13 protein-coding genes are annotated in these 18,423 nt (G+C 56.6%); 11 read left to right on the plus strand and 2 right to left on the minus strand.

What is annotated here, in order from left to right; genetic code table 11:
• The first annotated feature begins 44 nt into the window (after positions 1-44).
• The 7 genes from K325_RS0102960 (at position 45) to K325_RS0102990 (ending at position 11,319) form a co-directional block, all read left to right on the plus strand.
• A complete protein-coding gene (locus K325_RS0102960; RefSeq protein WP_029652765.1) occupies positions 45-1,106 on the plus strand; it encodes a hypothetical protein in 1,062 nt (353 codons plus the stop codon).
• A 60-nt stretch (positions 1,107-1,166) separates the two neighbouring features.
• Positions 1,167-2,177, plus strand: coding sequence for a putative solute-binding protein (locus tag K325_RS0102965; protein WP_029652766.1), 1,011 nt, complete (start codon positions 1,167-1,169; stop codon positions 2,175-2,177).
• A gap of 15 nt (positions 2,178-2,192) precedes the next feature.
• Positions 2,193-4,244 carry a TRAP transporter large permease subunit gene (locus tag K325_RS0102970; protein WP_029652767.1) on the plus strand — a complete coding sequence of 684 codons (2,052 nt, stop codon included), beginning with the start codon at positions 2,193-2,195 and terminating at the stop codon, positions 4,242-4,244.
• A 155-nt stretch (positions 4,245-4,399) separates the two neighbouring features.
• Positions 4,400-6,973, plus strand: coding sequence for a S8 family peptidase (locus K325_RS0102975; RefSeq protein WP_029652768.1), 2,574 nt, complete (start codon positions 4,400-4,402; stop codon positions 6,971-6,973).
• Entirely contained in the window at positions 6,970-7,467 is a 498-nt protein-coding gene (locus K325_RS0102980) for a protease complex subunit PrcB family protein (protein ID WP_029652769.1), read from the plus strand. The genes K325_RS0102975 and K325_RS0102980 overlap by 4 nt, the downstream gene beginning before the upstream one ends.
• A gap of 94 nt (positions 7,468-7,561) precedes the next feature.
• Positions 7,562-9,457, plus strand: a complete 1,896-nt coding sequence (gene parE, locus K325_RS0102985) for a DNA topoisomerase IV subunit B (protein ID WP_029652770.1) — start codon at positions 7,562-7,564, stop codon at positions 9,455-9,457.
• A 95-nt stretch (positions 9,458-9,552) separates the two neighbouring features.
• Positions 9,553-11,319: an SLC13 family permease gene (locus K325_RS0102990; protein WP_029652771.1), complete on the plus strand. Its 1,767-nt coding sequence runs from the start codon at positions 9,553-9,555 to the stop codon at positions 11,317-11,319.
• Here the strand turns inward: K325_RS0102990 and K325_RS0102995 are convergent.
• Complete coding sequence (locus K325_RS0102995) at positions 11,307-12,620, minus strand: EAL domain-containing protein (RefSeq protein WP_228128377.1); 1,314 nt, start codon at positions 12,618-12,620, stop codon at positions 11,307-11,309. The genes K325_RS0102990 and K325_RS0102995 overlap by 13 nt on opposite strands.
• A 549-nt stretch (positions 12,621-13,169) precedes the next feature.
• Between K325_RS0102995 and K325_RS0103000 the strand changes: the two genes are divergently transcribed.
• On the plus strand, positions 13,170-13,718 hold the full coding sequence (locus tag K325_RS0103000) for a cytochrome b (RefSeq protein WP_029652773.1): 549 nt from the start codon (positions 13,170-13,172) through the stop codon (positions 13,716-13,718).
• Between the two features lie 48 nt (positions 13,719-13,766).
• On the plus strand, positions 13,767-14,348 hold the full coding sequence (locus K325_RS0103005; protein ID WP_029652774.1) for a YceI family protein: 582 nt from the start codon (positions 13,767-13,769) through the stop codon (positions 14,346-14,348).
• Positions 14,349-14,434: 86 nt separating this feature from the next.
• Here K325_RS0103005 and K325_RS0103010 read toward each other — a convergent pair whose 3' ends face one another.
• A complete protein-coding gene (locus tag K325_RS0103010; RefSeq protein ID WP_029652775.1) occupies positions 14,435-14,698 on the minus strand; it encodes a hypothetical protein in 264 nt (87 codons plus the stop codon).
• Between the two features lie 173 nt (positions 14,699-14,871).
• On the opposite strand from K325_RS0103010, the gene parC reads away from it, so the two are divergent.
• Entirely contained in the window at positions 14,872-17,178 is a 2,307-nt protein-coding gene (gene parC, locus K325_RS0103015; protein WP_029652776.1) for a DNA topoisomerase IV subunit A, read from the plus strand.
• Positions 17,153-18,403, plus strand: a complete 1,251-nt coding sequence (gene serB / locus K325_RS0103020) for a phosphoserine phosphatase SerB (protein WP_211218127.1) — start codon at positions 17,153-17,155, stop codon at positions 18,401-18,403. Before parC ends, serB begins: the two co-directional genes overlap by 26 nt.
• The last annotated feature ends 20 nt before the right edge of the window (positions 18,404-18,423 follow it).

Consider the following 18,423-nt stretch of genomic DNA (forward strand, 5'->3'; position numbering starts at 1 on the left):
TCGCGGTCCCTTACATACAAAAACAAAGTCAGACAGGTCGGATTATGATCTCTTCAATAGTCTCTCACGCGCGTCGATGGTCGGCGGGTTGTCGCTGGGCAGTACTGGGCGGTTCGGTGTTGTTGGCAGGTTGTTCTGCTAACCCCATTTATTCCACCACCGGAATGGTGCTCTCCAGCTACTCGGAATCTGAAGCTACGCCTTACGTCATGCAGATGTCGGATCCAGGCATGGCGTGTGCCCTCGGTGAAGGCACAGATCCTCTGGTGTATTCATTTTCGCGTGTCACCGATGCGCCGGATTCAACAGGGTCTCTGTTGATGTTGCTGGCGGCCAATTGCATGGAATACCGCGCATGGGAGGCTGAACTTGCTTATCTTCGAGCGGACTACCGTGGTGATGTGCCTGCCGCCAAGGATGCCCGGGAAGTGGCTAAGCGATTGCACGCCCGTACCGCGGCACGGCGTTATAAAGCGTTTACCCGAGCCATGGCTGCCTACGATTTTGACCCTGCTGCCGAACCGATCGAATGCCCCTTTCTGTTTAATGACCAGGACGAACTGACGTTTCTGCTGGGGTTGCTTACCGGTATGCAGGCCATTGTTAACGACTCCAGTTCTGGGGCGATGGCCGGTGTTCCCCGTAATATCGCGCCTCAGGCAGAACGCGCTGCCAAGTGCGTGGACAATGAAAAGTGGGGTGGCTTACCGAATGCCGTAAGGGCTCTCGTGTGGTTGCTGTTGCCGGACACAAAGCCGGAACTGTCGCCAGATCCCTGGCAGGTCCTTGAAAACAGCACGGAGCTGGCGGTGGACTCTGGCATACGGGCCTCATATGCCGTGCAAGTGGTGGCGGCTGAAACCTTTGGGCGTCCGGACGTGCTGGCGCACGCGATTGAAGGCTTTGCCGAAGCTGAAGACCGGATTGATGTCTGGGACGATTATCGGTTGGTCGATGAGGTCGCTCGTGGCGTTGTTCAGTTTTCTTCAGACAAGCACTGGAGCGCCAACTATGGCCATCGGACGCCAAGAACCTTTTTCGGAAAGATGAGCCCTGAGCGCAGCACCGAAAATGTGGAAACCATGGATCTGGAAGGCCTGCTCTGAGCAGGTTTTCCGGATTCCCGCTTTACCGATCACAATCACAAGAATGACCCGGAGGTCGTCATGATCCGCAAAACCCTTGCAGCTTTGTCCCTTACTCTTGCCGCACCGCTGGTCTCGGCCCAGCCAGTGTCGCTGTGTGTCTTTGATGTTATCGGTGCAAACGGTGACGTTTACAATCTGGTTAAGGACTACGCACTGGAAATGAAAGGCCATGGAGTGGACTTTCAGCTCAAACCCTATACCGATGAAGGCGTCGCCATCGGTGACTTTAATGCTGGCCAGTGTGATGCAGTGGCCGCCACCGATATTCGGATTCGTCCATTTAACCGGTTTACCGGCAGCCTGAGCGCCGTTGGTGCGTTGCCGACTTACGAGGACCTGAAAACCCTTCTGGCAACGCTCGCTCAGCCCAAAGCCGCTTCGCTTATGAAGGACGGTGATTACGAAGTCCTGGGCATTGTGCCGGCAGGAGCGGGGTATCTGTTCGTGAATGACCGGAGTATTGATACGGCGGGTGAGCTGGCCGGAAAACGCATTGCCACGCTGGATTACCAGAAAGACGCCATTCACATGGTGAACTATGTCAAAGCCACGGTGGTTCCGTCGGACATCACCAATTTCGCCGGAAAATTCAATAATGGGTCGGTCGACACCGCCTACGCCCCGGCGTTTGCCTACGAGGCTCTGGAGCTATACAAAGGGATTGGTGAAAAGGGCGGCATTGTGGATTACCCCTTGGCGCAACTGACCATCCAGATCATTGCCCGGGATGCTGTGCTTGATGATGATCAGTCCCAGAAGGCCCGGGAGGTTGCCTGGGGGATGTACCCGCAAGCGATGAACCTGATTGAATCCCAGGAAAAGGCCATTCCCGATGAACAGTGGATCCGAATTCCGGAGAAGGACATCGTCGGCTATCAGGAAATGTTCCGCCAGAACCGACTGGATATGCGGGATGGCATGAGTGGTGGGCCGGGAGTCTATCACCCGAAAATGCTCAGCCTGCTCAGCAAGATCCGGTGCGCCAGCAATCCCGGAGCCTCGGAGTGTACCGCGGATAACCGGGAATAATCGGGGAGCCTGAGCATGAACTGGCGCGCGATGACTGCAACAAGCGTGAGAACGCTGTACCCCGTGCATCGACTGCACGGGGTGATTCTGCTGCTGTTGCTTCTGACCACTCTGCTTCTGGGAATGGGGAACTCTCTGCATTCCCGGATGTTGTGGGTGGGAGAGCAGGTATGGCCAAACTACTACTTGCTGAATCCGGATGCGAGCGAACCTGCCTGCAACCTGTTCATGGACATCGACAAGGAAGTCGAACGAAGGGTTCAGGCTTACAAACCTGACCCGGATGACCTGTTCAGTTCTCCGCCTGCCCCCCGGGCTCTCAGGCAATCGTTGCAGGGTAACCTGGCCTTATGTGAACAGCGCCACTTACAGTTTGCTGAAAATCAGAAACACGCCACCTGGGCACTGGGTGTGTATAAGACGGTAGAGCAGGGGCTGGCTGACTTCCTGCTCGACAATATTGATCTGACCAAGTTTCTGTTCATCGGGATGTTCGCCCTGGCTGCAGCGATTGCGGCACTGGATGCAGATCATATTGCTTTGAGGTTGCCTCGTAACCGTTCAGAGTGGCGACTGAGCCAGGGTGGTCAGTTCATCGTTAACGGTTTGATGCTGATGTCCCTTAGCGCCTACATCGGGCGGTTGGCCCAGTCGCCAGGTGCGGATGGAACTCTGGTCCTGCAATATGCCTGGGCGTTTGTGTTCGGCTTATTCATGATCATAAACGCGTTCCGGTTCGTTTACGTGCCTGAACGGATGAAGGCGGGAGGGCTGGCGCTCTCTTCAGGGCTTGTGGTGCCGTTGTACTGCACCATGGGGCTGATTGCCATGAGCTATTTCTTCTTCGTGGATGGTTATGCCTCGGGGCTGGCAATCTATTTCGGCATGATGTCCAACCTGTCCTCTATGTTCATCAACATTGGCCTTTATGTGCTGGTGGGGATGATGCTGAAGCAGACGCGGGTTCCGGAATTGCTGCTGAATCTTATTAAGCCTTTCAATTTGCCTGCGCCCATGCTGGCGTCTGTGATTATCTTTGCGACGGCTTTCCCGACCGCCTTCACCGGGGCATCCGGTATCTTTATTCTGGCGGTGGGCGGTGTCGTGTACGACGAACTCCGGCGCGCCGGGGCCGGCCGGCAGTTGTCTCTGGCCACCACGGCCATGTCCGGAAGTCTGGGAGTTGTGCTGAACCCGTGCCTGTTGATTGTCGTGGTCGCCGCCCTGAATAAGGAAGTGACCACCACCGAGATGTACGGCTGGGGGTTCTGGGTGTTTATCATGTCGGCCACGCTGTTTTCGTTCGTGGTTTGCAAAACCGAAGGCAACTGGAAACCCCGCCCGGCGCCCGGCGCCTTCCGGGCTGCCGTTCTGGAGTTGCGTCCGCTGATCCCCTATGCCCTGACGGCTGCCCTGGTGATCGTCGTGATCTGGCTGGCTCTGGGGTTGCAATTCAATGAATACAGCGCGCCTCTGATATTACCGCTGGTGATGCTGGCTTTGGTGATGCTGGATGCGGGCGGGACCGCCCCTGAGGTGGAGCAGACCCGAACCCGGGCCTTCTTCGCCAGAAGTTCGGCGGCCGCCAGTGATTCCGCGGTACACATCGGGGCGCTACTGGCATTGATCGGGTTTTCGATCTGCCTGGGGGGGATTCTGGAACGTTCGGATATCGTCCATGCGCTGTTTCCTGAAGACCTGACCAGCCCCTGGCTGGCCATGCTGGTCATCGTGGTCATGCTGACGGTGATCGGGATGGTGATGGACCCGTTCGGAGCGGTGATTCTTGTTTCCGCCACCATTGCCCAGCCAGCTTTGCAGATCGGGATCGACCCCCTTCATTTCTGGATTGTTTGTCTTGTAGCGTTTGAGCTGGGTTATCTCAGTCCGCCGGTTGCGCTGAACCATCTGTTGACGCGGCAGGTGGTGGGGGAGACCGAAGTCCTGGCGGCTGAGCGCTCTGGTTCGTTCTGGCACCGGTATGAGCGGCTCCTGCTGCCATTGGTGGTGATGATACCGACGCTTCTGCTGGTCGCGTTTGTTCCAATGCTTTTCTATGCCTTGTAAGGCAAGTAGTATGAATGAACCCGCGAGGCCCCGGCCCGCGGGTTTTTTCGTAACATGTCTGTGGATTCTGCTCAGCACAGGTCGATCAGGGATGTCTGGCCGTATACTCTGGACACAGATCGGAAAAACGACAAAGAAAGACAAAGAGAGCACCCGTGAGACTATCGATTCTTCCTCTTGTCCTGATACCAGGGATGATGTTGCTTTCAGGTTGCAGTGGTGGTTCTGGCGGTTCAGATGGGTCGTCTTCCGACGCGCCGCCCAGCCCGCTTTCCGGGGTCATTAATATTGAGGCAAACAGCCGGGTCGATCAGGATACGATGGACCGGTTGGGTCTCGAAGGCGCCAGGCCGGCGCCGGGTGTTCAGCGCTTGCCCGAGAGCTTTGTCCTGGGGGGATATGTCAGTGGCGAGGATGGCCTGTATCCCGCTGACAAGAGAAGTTGCCAGGAGCTTTTTTACGCGGCAGACCCGGTGGACACCTACACCATCCCTCTGGCCCCCGGCGATACGCTGATGCTGCAGAACTTTGGGAGTTGTCTGGCAGGGGCGAGCCTGGAGTTGCAACTGGACTCGGGGCAAGCCGGGACGGCGCTGGTGGGGGGCTCTGTCGTTCTCTCCGGGGTGGCGGAGACGAGGGATTATACGGTGACCGTCAGTAATCCGAGCGGTGCGCCGGCGCGCTACATTCTGGCCAAAACCGCCGCGGCTACCTCTGGAAACCTGTCATTTACCTGGCCTGAGTACGACTTTGCCGAGAATCATGCGATTGTCACGCTGGAGAGTGAAGGCGGGCAGTCGAGAGCCTTTGCGGCAGGGGCGGGCATGACGTCCCGGCACCTGGGAGGCGACAGCTGGTTGCTGACCCGGCCTGTGATGGCTGCGGCCAGCCCGCCAGGTGGAGGGCGCAAGCACGAGACGCTAAGCTGGATTCGGGATCTTCGCGGTCAGCCAGGTCTTGCGCAGGTGCAGCCGGATTATTTGTTCCGTACCGAGGCGACGCCCATTGATGAGCCGTTTTACCCTCGCCAGTGGCATTATGGCCTGATCAATGGGCCAGCGGCCTGGCAACTGGTGCCAGATGGCGGTGTGGGGGTACGGGTTGCGGTACTGGATACCGGGCTCCTGCGGTTGGGGTCAGGCTTATGGCACCCAGACCTTCATGCCAATGTGAAGGCGGGCGCCGATTTTGTGGACGGGGGGCTTCCTGTAGACCCGGGTAACAGCATAGGCGGTGACGTGTTTCACGGCACCCACGTGGCCGGTACCATCGGAGCCGTTGTCGAGGGCAACGGCATTGGAGGCGTTGCCTTCGGTTCGGGCATCGTACCGGTTCGTGTGTTGGGTGAGGGTGGTACCGGCAAGGCATCCGACCTGATTGAGGCCATCAACTGGGTGGTCGAGGGTGCAAAAGCCGATGTGGTGAACATGAGCCTGGGTGGATTGCCGGAACTTACCCAACTGGAGAACGCTCTGCAAAGGGGCGTTGATCGGGGGGTTCTTTTTGTGGCTGCGGCGGGCAATGCTTCCACCTCGGTAAAGTCCTACCCCGCCGCGTCGCCCCGAGTTCTGGCTGTAAGCGCGGTGGACGGTGCGGGCAACCTGGCCGGGTATTCGAATTTTGGCAATTGGATTGACCTCGCAGCACCGGGAGGCGACGCCAGCCGGGACGGGAATCTGGATGGTGCTTCGGATGTGGTGTGGAGTGCCAGCGGTGAGTTGACGTCTGGCGGAGCGCAGCCTGGCTACCGTGGTCTTCAGGGGACGTCCATGGCCTCTCCTCATGTTGCGGGAGTGCTTGCTCTGATGAAAAGAGTCAGGCCTGATCTCAACCACGCCTACGTCCTGAATGCTCTGGAAGATGGTGCGCTCACGGGGGGAGTTGGTGAGCGAAACAACACGCTGGGGTATGGCGTGATTGATGCGGCTAAAGCTGTAGCTGCCGCTCAGGACAGTTTTGCGCAGACCATTCTGTCTGCGTCGCCAGCGCAGATTTCCCTGAGTAGCGAAGGGCTGGATACCCAGCGGGTTGAGTTGAATGTATTTGGAAGTGGTGAAATTTCTGATATCGCCATTTCGGCGTTGCCGGACTGGCTGTCGGTGACCGACAAGAATCTGACGACACGGCCCTATTCGTTCACGGTGGCCCTGCGTAACGATCTGCTGGAACAGGGGGCTGTGGCCCGTGGGCAGGTTGGTGTGACGTATCAAGTGGGTGGTAAGGCCAGCACACTGACGGTTCCGGCGATCGGGCAACTGATCAGCGATCAGGAGGCACGGGATGCAGGGCGGCACTTCGTGTTGTTGGTTAACACGGAGCCCGATGAGCGTGACTTTTATCTGGCTGCGTCCCAGGTTGTTGTTGAGGCGGAAGCTGGTGAGTATGCTTTCCGCTTTGAATTTGATGATGGCGAGGAGCCCCACAGATTGAGTGAGGTTCGTCCGGGCGACTACTATCTGGTGGCAGGGTCCGATCACGACGGCGATGGCCTGATCTGTCAGCCGGGAGAAGCCTGTGCCGAATACCCCGTAGCCGGGTTGAGGGAGATAGTGACGATTACCGATGAAGCGAGCCTCTCGAATATTCGCATGACCACCGGTTTTTCCCGTCCGACAATATCAACGACGACCCCGGAGACGCTTCCCAGGCCAGGTTTCAAGGGCTACAGGCTCCTGGACGTTGACGTCGGTGGCGCACGGAATAGCAACGGAGCGAAAGCAATTCAATGAAAACATCGTTGGTAACGACTTTGGTGGGGGCGGTTGCCCTTACATGGCTGGCTGGCTGCAGTGCGACTGGTGAGGCCCAGCCTGAGGAAAGCATTAAAATCCGACAGATTACCCAGTCAGCTCACTGTGGCCTGACCGGCCCCGGGGTGGCTTACCTCCGTTCTTCCGAAGAACGGGAAACCATGCTGGATGTCAGTGGCCAGAATATGGCGACAGACGCTGTGCGCAACGTCGATCTGAGTCGGGAAGACCTGGTAATCGTCACTCTGGGTCAGAAGCCAACCGGAGGCTACAGCGTGGGGCTGACAGGCGCGCATGAGCAGGAGCGGGTGCTCGACCTGGTCATGCAGGTGAGTGCCCCGGGCCCGGACATGATGGTGACCCAGGTTATTACCTCGCCCTGCGTTGTGCTGGCGGTTGAGAAACGGGGCTGGAAACAGGTACGGGTTCAGGGAGTTGCTGAACGGGAGCTGATCCGGAACCTGGAAAACTGAAACCACGTGGCGCAGCCACAAAACAACCGTTGATCTTTCAGCCTGAATCCCTAAGCTATGGCGCAACGATCAATTGCGGAGCCATGCCATTCCTATGAGCCAGCAACAGTACAACGCCGATGCCATTGAAGTCCTGAGCGGTCTGGACCCGGTGCGAAAGCGCCCGGGCATGTATACCGATACATCGCGCCCCAACCACCTGGCTCAGGAAGTCATTGATAACAGTGTTGACGAGGCACTGGCTGGCCACGCCCGACGCATCGATGTTGTTCTCCACGGTGACAATTCACTGAGTGTTGAGGACGATGGTCGCGGCATGCCCGTGGACCTCCACAAAGAAGAGGGCCTGCCGGGGGTAGAGTTGATTCTTTCCCGTCTGCATGCGGGTGGCAAGTTCTCTCAGGGCAATTACAATTTTTCCGGTGGCTTGCATGGGGTAGGGGTTTCCGTGGTCAATGCCCTGTCCACCCACCTTGAAGTGACCATTAAGCGTGATGGTCAGGTGCACCGGATGACGTTCGCTGACGGCGACAAGGCGTCCGAGCTGCAGGTTATTGATACAGTGGGCAAGCGTAACACCGGGACACGCCTGAAGTTCACTCCCGATCCGAAGTATTTTGACAGCCCGAACTTTTCAGTCAGCCGTCTGCGCCACAATCTGAGAGCGAAAGCGGTGCTGTGCCCGGGGCTGATGGTTACTTTTCTTCAGGAGAAAACGGGCGAGAAGGATGAATGGTTCTATGAAGATGGCCTTCGCGATTATCTGAGGACCGCTCTGGCTGATATTGAAGCCGTTCCACTGGAACCGTTTACCGGAAGCTTTGCAGGTAACAAGGAAGCCGTAGACTGGGCCATTCAGTGGCTGCCGGAAGGTGGCGACGCGGTGATGGAAAGCTATGTCAACCTGATTCCGACGGCTCAGGGGGGCACTCACGTTAACGGGCTGAGGACCGGTCTGCTTGAAGCCATGCGCGAATTCTGTGAATTCCGCAACCTGTTGCCCCGGGGCGTGAAACTGTCTCCGGAGGACATCTGGGAACGTGTGGCCTATGTGCTGTCGTTCAAAATGCAGGAGCCCCAGTTCTCGGGACAGACAAAGGAGAGACTGTCGTCCCGTGAGGCGGCTGCCTTTGTATCCGGAGTGGTCAAGGATGCGTTCAGTCTGTGGCTGAACCAGCACACCGATATTGCCGAGGCACTGGCAGAGCTGTTCATCAGCAACGCCCAGCGGAGGCTTCGGGCCAGTAAAAAGGTGGCTCGGAAGAAAGTTACCGCTGGCCCGGCTTTGCCTGGAAAGCTCGCGGATTGTTCTGGTGCTGACACCACGCGCTCAGAACTGTTCCTGGTGGAGGGGGATTCGGCCGGAGGTTCTGCCAAGCAGGCTCGGGACCGAGAGTTTCAGGCGGTGATGCCACTCAGGGGCAAGATTCTAAACACCTGGGAAGTCGATTCCGGAGAAATTCTGGCGTCTCAGGAGGTTCATGATATTGCGGTTGCGATTGGTGTGGACCCCAGCTCTGATGACCTGGCGGGTCTGCGATACAACAAGATCTGTATCCTGGCGGATGCGGATTCCGACGGGCTTCATATTGCCACACTTCTATGTGCTTTGTTCGTTAAGCATTTCCGGCCGCTGGTGGCTGCCGGGCATGTTTTCGTTGCCATGCCCCCGCTGTACCGGGTGGACCTGGGCAAGGAAACCTTCTATGCCCTGGACGAGCACGAGAAACAAGGAATCATTGACCGCCTGGCCGCAGAAAAGCGCAAAGGTAAGATTCAGGTCACTCGTTTTAAAGGGTTGGGCGAGATGAACCCGCTGCAGTTACGCGAAACCACCATGGCACCGGATACGCGCCGCCTGGTGATGCTTACTCTGGAAGAGGGTGATGACACCGACGAGTGTATGGACATGTTGCTGGGCAAGAAGCGGGCATCGGACCGTCGCGCCTGGCTGGAGGCCTACGGAAACATGGCCGACGTTGCCGTTTGATATTCTTTTTTGAAATATAAAAATCGACAGTTATTCTTTCTCTGAATTGAATTTGCCCGCTATCCTGCCAGTTTTAAGATCGGAAAAACCGAGTTATGGACTGGCAAGGATGGTTTTCACTGGGGCTGGCACTGGCCGCGCTGTTGTTGATGAGTTCGGGGCGTTATGCGCCGCACCTGGTCATGATGGCGGTGCTGGTGGTACTCAGTGCCAGTGGGATTGTCTCTCCGGATCAGGCGCTCGCGGGTTTCAGTAATACCGGGCTGATCACGGTTGTGGCCATGTTTGTGGTGGCAGCGGGTATTCATCATTCCGGTGGCGTAGACCTGCTGGTCAATCACCTTCTTCGCAGCCCCAGAACTGTCCGTTCTGCTCAGGCCCGTATTGCCTTGCCGGTTGCGCTGCTCAGTGGTTTTCTCAATAACACGCCGGTTGTCGCCACTATGATTCCGGCGGTGCATGCCTGGTCCAGAAAAATCGGCGTTTCCTCGTCCAAGCTGATGATCCCGTTAAGTTACTCCGCCATTCTGGGCGGAACACTTACGCTGATTGGCACCAGTACAAACCTTGTGGTTAATGGCCAGTATCAGCAGCTCACCGGTGAGCCCGGGTTCTCTATTTTTTCCATCACAGCGGTGGGGTTGCCGGTTGCGGTGATCGGCCTGATGGCCATGCTGGCGCTGATGCCCCGTGTTCTTCCAGACCGCAAAGATCAACAGAAGTTTGGTTCCATGCGAGAGTTTACGCTGGAGGTGGCGGTCTCGCTGGGTGGGCCACTGGTAGGAAAAACCGTGGGTGAGGCCGGACTGCGTGAGCTTGAGCGGCTGTATCTGGTTGAGATTGAGCGTGACGGCAGTGTGGTAACCGCGGTGCCTTCAGAGGAACGGTTACGCGGGGGAGACCGGTTGGTGTTTGCCGGTGACACTCAGGCTATTTCTGACCTGTTGCGGATCAATGGCATCGTACCTTCGGTTCATGACGATGAGCCAAGCCTGAGCAAGGACAGGGCTGAGCGGAGGCTGGTTGAGGCGGCGCTGTCGCCCCAATCCGATGTGCTTGGGCTGACTATCAGGGATGCCCGCTTTCGGGACCGCTATGGTGCAGTGGTGCTGGCCGTTGCTCGTGGTGGTGAGCGGGTGTCGGGCAACCTTGGCAACATCCGGCTTAAACCGGGCGATGTCCTGCTGCTGGAAGCGCGCCCGGCTTTTGTCAGTCGTCAGCGTTACAACAAGGATTTTCTCCTGATCAATGATCTTGAAACAGAGACGCCGAGACACGACCGTGCCTGGTTGTCCTGGGGCATCTTGCTGGTGCTTGTGGGTATGGCGGCCTGCGGCATTCTGAGCATGCTGAACGCGGCTCTTCTTGGTGCAACCCTGATGATACTGTCCGGTTGCTGTTCCGTTGGCCAGGCACAGAAGTCTGTGGATGTACCGGTGATCCTGACGATCGCCGCCTCGTTTGCCCTTGGCGCTGCGCTCGAAAAAACCGGTGCGGCGGCGTATATGGCCGAGGTGATTTTATCGCTCAGTGCCGGCGACGTGTTGTTCACACTCTTTCTGGTGTACTGCACGGTGTCATTTCTGACCGAGGTGATTACTAATAACGCCGCCGCTGTCCTTGTGATTCCTGTTGTCTTATCAATGACGGCCCGTATGGGGGTTCCAGCCGAACCGTTTGTTATTGCGGTGATGATGGCTGCGTCGGCAAGCTTTGCCACCCCGCTGGGTTACCAGACCAATATGATGGTCTATGGGCCAGGGGGCTACCGATTTTCCGATTTCGTGAAGGTGGGGCTACCCATGAATCTGTTGGTGGGGGTGTCTACGGTGGCGGTTATTGCGGTGGTTTACGGCCTGTGATTGAAGTTGGCCAGCGTATCGCAGCAGAGTACCCGGAGTTTGCTGGCGTGCCTGAACGCCAGCGATAAGGTGATGCACATACAGGCGCCGGTCACGCACAGATAAGGGGACGTTACGTGGATGTTTCCCGGCTGTGCCAGTGCCTTTCGAAGGTACTGCTGTCTGAACCAGTCGGCACTGCTGGTATTTTCCAGGGGAAGAAAGCGTGGGTCCAGGTTGCGGGCGGCAGAGTCTGAAACCAGGGTGTCTTCTATCTGAATGCCTTGCTCGTCGACCAGGTAACAGCGGGAAACGGCGGGATGCCCAAGCAGTTCGCCGCAGGCGTCGGCCAGGGATTGTCCGCTCCGCAGGCGGTCAATGGTTCTTCTGAAAGTTTCACTGAAGTGATTGATCAGCAGTTGGGTCGGGTCGTGGGTCTCCCGCTTTCGGTGTTTGTATTCCTCAAGCAGGTTCTCAAGATTTTCGGTGGAATGGGAAAGTTCGCTCAGCTCCAGGCAAGGGCGGCGAAAATAGAATCCCTGAACAAAGTCCACGCCGGCGTCGATAGCAATCATGGCCTGTTCCCTTGTCTCTACCCCTTCCAGCAGGACCAGGCAACCGGACTGGTGAAGCAGCGACACCATGCCATTCAGTATCTGCCTGGCCCGTCGGTCTTCGGTTGCTCGGGTGAGAAGTGTGCGATCCAGTTTTACGATGTCGGGTGACAGGTTCCAGATGCGTTCGAAGTTGGAGTGCCCGGCCCCGAAATCGTCGATTGCGGTCAGGCAGCCCAGCTTACGGTAGTAAGCAACGGTGTCCCGCAGTCTCTCGGCATCGTCGGTTGGTTGCTCTACGATTTCCATCACGATTCGGTGGGGTGGCAGCCCGGTTTTTTTCAGCAGTTTGCCAAAAAATGCGTCGGCCTGGGAGCCGGAGGTGACGACCCGTGGTGAGACATTGAGAAACAGCCAGTTAACCTGATCTTTGATCTCGCTGTAATTGCGGATGTGCAGATACCGACAGAGTCGGTCGAGCAACAGGTTTTCGGCCTCTGATACCGGAAGCTCGAACAGGTGCAGGGGTAGAACGGCCGAGTTATCGGTGTCAAATGCGCGGATGAGGGCTTCGTAGCCGACCGTACGTTTGTGGGAAATGCTGTAAATGGGTTGCAGCGCTGTACGAAGTTTCAGTCCGCGAAAGTTTGCTGTCCAGACCGGCCCTTGCTGATTGAGCATGGGAGAGAGAGAGTCGATCTCCGGTGTCGGCAGCGAATCGGGAGGGTTGTGCGACATAAGCGGGACTGGAACCTTCAACGAAGACATCGGCAGGCTCTGGTAGTGAGAGCACTTACCGATCTGTTAACTGATGAGCCGGGATTCTGGCGCCGATGTCTGAACTGCCAGCGTGAGCTCAGCAATATGTTGAAGATTGCCAAAAAAAAAGAAGCATTACCACTACTTAATGCAGAAAAGGCGAAACCGTTTGTGTCCTTCAGGCATTCGTGGTGTGGTAAAGAAAACCCGGCTTTTGCCGGGTTTGTCAGGAATCAGTTGTTGCTGGGTACTACCACAGACTCATCAAATTCAAGTTCCATGTCGTTTCCTCTCGGTCACTGAGGCCCCGTGACGGGGCGGTTTAAAAGTATGGTTAAAGTCTACAGTTGTTATAATTTTCAACAATCCGTAAAACCGCATACGACCAAAGTGGTTACTGTCAAGAGAAGATTGCTCTTGGTCAGAAAATCTGATGTAACTCAGCAAAACATTTTGATTTTGGCGGGGCGCCCGGCCCTCTAAACTAGGCTCATTGTGGGTGGCGGCGGGGACTATGGCCGCCTGGAGCGGAACAGTTGAAAGGAGACAGGTATTTCAATGGCGGCGAAGAATTCTGAGGTAGCCTACGGTTGGGCGGCAATAGTGTTGCACTGGGTGGCTGCCGTGACGATAGTTGCGCTTTTCGCGTTAGGGTACTGGATGGTTGATTTATCCTATTACGATCCATGGTATCGGCAAGGGCCCGACATACACCGAAGCGTGGGAATTCTTCTGTTTGGCGTTATGGCTGTAAGGCTGCTCTGGCGTCTGTTTAACCGTGCTCCCCGCCCGTTACCGAACCATAAACGCTGGGAGGTAATTTCAGCGCATATTGCCCACGGGTTGCTGTATCTGCTGGTGTTCGTGGCCATGATCAGCGGTTATCTGATTTCAACGGCTGATGGCTCCTCTATCCACGTCTTCAACTGGTTTGAAGTGCCCTCAATGACCGGGCAGATAAAAGGCCTTGAGGATACGGCAGGTGCCGTCCATTACTGGAGCACCTGGGCCATTGTGGTACTGGCTGCGATACACGCTCTTGGTGCCTTGAAGCACCACCTGATAGACCGTGACAACACGCTTCGGCGAATGCTGGGTCTGTCCTGAGCGTTCGTGCGATTTCATTCCTGAAATGTTAACTGCAAGGAGTAAGTAATGAAGAAAATTCTGCTGGCCTCCGCGATCTCTGCGGCCATGGTAACGTCGGTTCACGCCAACGAGCACAGTGGTACCTATGCTTTTGATACGCAGGGTGCGCATCAATTCATTACGTTCAAGATTTCACACCTTGGCTACAGCTGGCTCTACGGTCGTTTCAATGAGTTTGACGGTGAGTTCAGTTACGACGCCGAGAATCCCGAGAACAGCTCGGTCTCCGTCTCCATCGATACCACGAGTGTGGATAGCAACCACGCTGAGCGTGACAAGCACTTGCGGAGTGAGGACTTCCTGAATGTGAGTGAGTTCCCGACGGCCACCTTCAAAAGTAAGAAAGTGGTGGTTGATGAAGCCGGTGAAGCTGACATTATCGGTGATCTTACCCTGCGTGGCGTAACCCGGGAAATCACCCTGGATGCCGAATTGCTGGGCCACGGTGACGATCCCTGGGGCGGTTACCGTATGGGGTTTGAAGCTGAAACAGAGCTGAACCTGAAAGACTTCGGTATCCCGATGGATCTGGGTAAAGCGTCTGAAACTGTTGAGATTGAAATCTCTGTGGAAGGGATTCGTCAGTAATCTGTTTCCCTCATCACCTGCGGGGCTCTGGGAGAAATTTCCAGAGGCCCGTCCTTTCCTTTCTTCCTCTCTGGTCAGAAAACTCGTCAGGATTTGCTGGCAGTTCTGGCAGATTCTGTCACAGGTGACTGCGTATCTTTTTCACAGGCCTGGCACAGATGTCTCTGGCGCAGGAACTGAGCAGCGAAAATAACCGCCCATATCAGTACCCCGGCCCAGATATAGGGCTCAGGGACCTGAAAAGTCCCACTGATGGCAAACTCCACCAGCAGCATCAGGGCGACGGCCAGAACCGCATTGACCATGGCCGTGACCATGGCTTGCCCGCAGGCTTTGAGATTGGGTTTCATAGGTTTCCGCTTGTTCAAAGAGTAAACGGCGTTCTAATCACTTTGGCGAGAATACGGCGCATGTTACAGAGTCTCCATGCGGGAATTCCGCTATTGGAAATTGGTGTATCGGAGCCTGCGTCCATATAATGTGCGCCACGATATTGATTGGCACCCAAGGCAAAGAGGCATCCATGCCAGAGTTTCAGACAACGGATGAAGGTTTCGAGCGGGTATCTCTCCGGGACTACACTGAGAAGGCTTACCTGGATTATTCCATGTACGTCATTCTGGACCGGGCGCTGCCCAACGTAGGGGACGGTCTGAAGCCCGTACAGCGGCGAATTGTTTACGCCATGTCGGAGCTGGGCTTGAAGTCCACCTCCAAATACAAAAAGTCGGCCCGTACGGTCGGTGATGTGCTGGGTAAGTTCCATCCCCACGGAGACAGCGCCTGCTACGAGGCCATGGTGCTCATGGCTCAGCCTTTCTCCTACCGCTACCCATTGGTAGACGGCCAGGGCAACTGGGGATCACCAGACGACCCAAAATCCTTTGCGGCTATGCGTTACACCGAATCGCGTCTGGCTCCCTTTGCGGACGTTCTGCTCGGTGAGCTGGGGCAGGGCACGGTAGACTGGGTTCCTAACTTTGACGGCTCGATGGAAGAGCCTTCCGTTTTGCCGGCGCGGTTACCGCACGTGCTTTTGAACGGTACAACGGGTATCGCGGTGGGTATGGCCACCGATATTCCTCCTCATAACGTGCGGGAAGTCACTGCTGCCTGTATTCGCCTGCTGGACCAGCCAGGTGCCACGGTCGATGAGTTGTGTGAGCACATTAAAGGGCCGGATTTCCCGACCGGCGCTGAAATCATCACGCCGAAAAAAGACATTCGCCAGATGTATGAAACCGGCCGGGGGTCGCTGCGGATGCGGGCCCGATGGATTCGGGAAAACGGCGAGGTTGTGATTACCGACTTGCCGCATCAGGTCTCTGGAAACCGTGTGCTGGAGCAGATTGCCCAGCAGATGCAGACCAAGAAGCTGCCCATGGTGGCGGACCTGCGTGACGAATCGGACCATGAAAATCCGACCCGTCTGGTGATTGTGCCCCGGTCCAGCCGGGTGGACCTGGATGGCCTGATGGCGCACCTGTTTGCCAGCACGGACCTGGAGAAGACGTACCGGGTCAATATCAATGTTATTGGTAATGATGGCCGTCCTGCCGTAAAGGGTTTACAGGAAATTCTGACGGAATGGCTCGCGTTCCGGAAAACGACGGTTACCCGTCGTCTCCAGCATCGTCTGGATAAGGTGCTGGCCAGGCTGCACCTTCTGGAGGGCCTCTTGATCGCTTACCTCAACATTGATGAGGTAATTGAGATCATTCGGACGGAAGACAAGCCTAAGGCTGAGCTGATGGCCAGATTCGCCCTGTCTTCCGATCAGGCAGAGGCCATCCTGGAATTGAAGCTCCGCCATCTGGCCAAACTGGAGGAAATGAAGATCCGCGGTGAGCAGGATGAGCTTGCCGCAGAGCGCGATGAGTTGCAGGCTATCCTGGGGTCTGAAGAGCGTTTGAGGGATCTGATCAAAACCGAACTCAGACAGGACGCCGAAACCTTTGGTGATGATCGTCGCTCACCCATCGTTGAGCGAGAGGAGGCCCGGGCGTTCAGCGAGACGGATCTGGTTTCAAACGATCCGGTGACCGTGGTGTTGTCGGATAAAGGCTGGGTTCGTGCGGCCAAGGGGCACGATATTGATCCTTCTGGCTTAAGCTACAAGTCCGGTGATCGGTTTGCCCTGTCCGCACGAGGGCGTAATAACCAGCAGGCCATCTTTCTGGACTCAACGGGCCGCGCCTATTCACTGATGGCGCACAGCCTGCCATCGGCCCGTGGCCAGGGAGAGCCTCTGACAGGGCGGATTAATCCACCTTCTGGTGCCACCTTCGCGGGCTTGTTAATGGGCAATCCCGAGCGGAAGACTCTGTTGGTCACCGACGGTGGGTATGGGTTTGTTACATCGCTCAATGACATGATCAGTAAAAACCGGGCGGGCAAGGCGGTTGTCTCTGTGCCAAAAGGCGCCCGGATTATGCCTCCGGTCATGATTCCGGACACGGCATCCACGTTGTACCTTGCGGCCATATCCAATGAGGGGCGCATGCTGGTGTTTCCGCTCAGCGAGCTGCCGGAACTGGCCAAAGGGAAGGGCAATAAGATTATCAGCATTCCGTCTGCCCGCGTGCAGAACCGGGAAGAGTATGTGGTCTCGGTGGCTGTGTTCGGCGAAGATGATCAGCTTGAGGTGAAGGCAGGCAAGCGTAAACTGGGTTTGCGCTTTGGCGATCTAGAGCATTATCTGGGTGAACGAGGCCGTCGTGGCCACAAGCTTCCCCGCGGGTTGCAGCGTGTGGACGGTATTGATGTCATACCGTCCGCCGCGCGGGCGCAGGAAGAAGCTCAGAATGGGGAGAGCACAGAGAGTGAGTGAGCTGGTACTGATCAACGTATCCGGACGGGACAAGCCCGGTCTGACCTCGGAAATCACAGGAATCATGGGGCGGTACGACGTCCGCATTCTGGATATCGGTCAGGCGGTTATTCATGACCATCTGACCTGGGGGATTCTGATAGAAATACCGGATGAGTCCCAATCCTCACCGGTGATCCGGGACCTGTTATTTCAGTTGCACTCTCTGGACCTTCAGGCGCATTTTGCACCAATTACGGAGGAGGAGTATCAGGTGTGGGCTGAAGGTCGCAACCGGGCCTGCTACATCGTGACCCTGCTGGCACGGGACATCAAGGCGGAGCAGATTGCCCGGGTGTCAGCCATCACCGCAAGGCACGGCCTGAATATCGATAACATCACCCGGCTGTCGGCCCGGCCGTCCCTGAATCCAGCTGACAACCGGATTGCGTGCGTGGAGTTTTCGGTTCGGGGTACGCCGTCAGATCTAGAACAGCTTCGGGCGGATTTCCTCCACATTGCGGGCGAAATGAATGTCGATATTGCCTTCCAGGAAGATTCCATCTTCCGGCGCAATCGCCGGTTAGTGGTATTTGATATGGATTCCACCCTGATCGAGGCTGAGGTCATTGATGAGCTGGCCCATGAGGCTGGCGTTGGGGCTCAGGTCGCGGAGATTACAGAGCGGGCGATGCAGGGGGAGCTGGATTTCAGCCAGAGCTTCGCGGAGCGCCTGGCCCTGCTGAAGGGGCTGGATGAGTCGGTGCTTGAGGGGATTGCCTGTCGCCTGAAGATGACCGAAGGTGCTGAGCATCTGATTCGGAGTTTGAAGGCGCTGGGGTACAGAACGGCCATCCTGTCTGGCGGCTTTACCTATTTTGCCCGCCACCTTCAGCGCAAGCTGGGCATTGATTACATCTATGCCAACGAACTTGAAATTGTAGAGGGTAAAGTAACAGGTAACGTTAAAGGCCAGATCGTAGACGGTAAGCGCAAGGCCGAGTTGTTGCTGGAAATCGCAGAGAAAGAACACATTGCCCGTGAGCAGGTGATCGCGGTTGGCGATGGTGCAAACGATCTTCCTATGCTTAGCCAGGCTGGGCTGGGCGTTGCTTTCAGGGCCAAACCCCTGGTGAAGGAATCGGCGCGCCACTCCATTTCCACATTGGGGCTGGACGCGATTTTGTATCTGATCGGGTTCCGGGAAAGTGAAACCAATCAGACCCTCCAGAGCTCACCTCTCTGAAAACAGAAAAGGGCGAGAAG

This window comes from Marinobacter daepoensis DSM 16072 (assembly GCF_000421165.1).
Lineage (GTDB): Bacteria > Pseudomonadota > Gammaproteobacteria > Pseudomonadales > Oleiphilaceae > Marinobacter > Marinobacter daepoensis.